We start from the raw sequence: 1512 nt of genomic DNA, 5'->3' as shown, positions 1-1512 counted from the left end.
ATCTATGATTAGTCAATGGTAAAAGTAAAAGAGGTAAATTGATTTTGCATCTTTTTGTCAAAGTTATCGAATAAATGTAAAAAAATAAAAGAGAATTTAAGATAAATAGCAAGTCCGTCAATTTTGACCACGATGATAATATAGGTTTTATATAAATAAGATGGCTTATCGGAAGTTATCTGTAACTCATCCATTACAGATGGTATAATATAAAGGTCGCCTATCTCTCAGTCGTCAATTCAGACGCAGAGAGGAGGTGTATAAAGTGATACTTATTTTCGTTCACATCATAGCGCCAGTCATCAGTGGCTGTGCCATTGCGTTTTTTACTCATTGGCTAAGTAAATGCAATAAAAAATTAATCGAAATTTTAGTTATATTTACACAACTGTTTTACCTAAAAATGTGGTATTATATAAATATCTTATATTTCAGTTAACTTGATTTTGTACATAGGACTTCCAAAAGTCATTTGCTAAAATTTAGTGAATAGCTTTTTTATTATAAAAATAGATTCAAAATAAAATCTCTTTATTTTGAACCTTAAGAAATATTTTAAAGATTTGAGAGTAATCTTAAAGCATAAATATAAATCAAATATTTATATGAATTATTATTAAAATCAACACAAATTCAAAATAGTTCTGTACTTATAACATAATTAAGCCTATAGTTAATCTAACGTAATCAAAGATCGTGAATTAAATTGTAGTGTGTTTATTTGAATATCCTCTTTTTTAGTTATGAATTTGTTACAAATATTATGTGCAAAAGCACGTGGAGGTATTCTATATGAATAACGGTACAGTAAAATGGTTTAACGCAGAAAAAGGTTTTGGCTTCATCGAAAGAGATAATGGGAATGACGTTTTCGTTCACTACTCTGGTATTGTTGGAGAAGGCTATAAAACTTTAGAAGAAGATCAATAATGTTGATTTCGATATCGTTGAAGGTCAACGTGGGGAACAAGCAACAAATGTCGTAGCGATGTAGGTTGAATTTCAAAGCATTTAATCCGTTGTGATTAAGTGCTTTTTTGATTAACGAACTATTTTTTATTATAATAATATATTCATTTTTTAACTATACATATCAACAAATTTAATTTAATAAAAATAATTTTTAATGAAAAAATCAATGTTGTATTTTGGAAAAATATTAATTACAATAGAATAGATTGCTTACATATCAAAAGGGCTTGATATATTTGCGATTATATTAAAATAAGAGGAGTGATTTTTTGAAAAAATCAAAGAAAAGATTAGATTTTTTACCAAACAAATTGAACAAATACTCAATTAGAAGATTTTCGGTCGGTACGGCTTCTATTTTAGTTGGAGCAACTTTATTGTTTGGAATTAACAATGAGGCACATGCAGCAGAGCAAAATGAAACACAAAGTGTTTCTCAAGAAGCAACAAATGAAGATTCAGTAAGTGAAGCACCACAAGAAACACCAGCAAAAGAAGAAGCAACAAATGACGATTCAACAAGTGAAGCACCACAAAAAA

Annotated in this window: 1 protein-coding gene and 2 pseudogenes; all 3 read left to right on the top strand. The window is 28.2% G+C overall.

All coding sequences use genetic code 11. The annotated features are described in order from the left end of the window. Positions 1-265: 265 nt before the first annotated feature. A pseudogene (locus tag ACZ267_RS12585) lies at positions 266-355 on the top strand (type I toxin-antitoxin system Fst family toxin); the annotation flags it as partial. A 437-nt stretch (positions 356-792) separates the two neighbouring features. Next, positions 793-994: pseudogene (locus ACZ267_RS12580) on the top strand (cold-shock protein). Positions 995-1241: 247 nt separating this feature from the next. Beyond that, the coding region (locus ACZ267_RS12575; RefSeq protein ID WP_463680330.1) for a YSIRK-type signal peptide-containing protein at positions 1242-1512 on the top strand (271 nt) is incomplete at its 3' end.

Source organism: Staphylococcus sp. AC872 (genome assembly GCF_979255425.1).
This window is presented reverse-complemented; position numbering and strand designations above follow the sequence as displayed.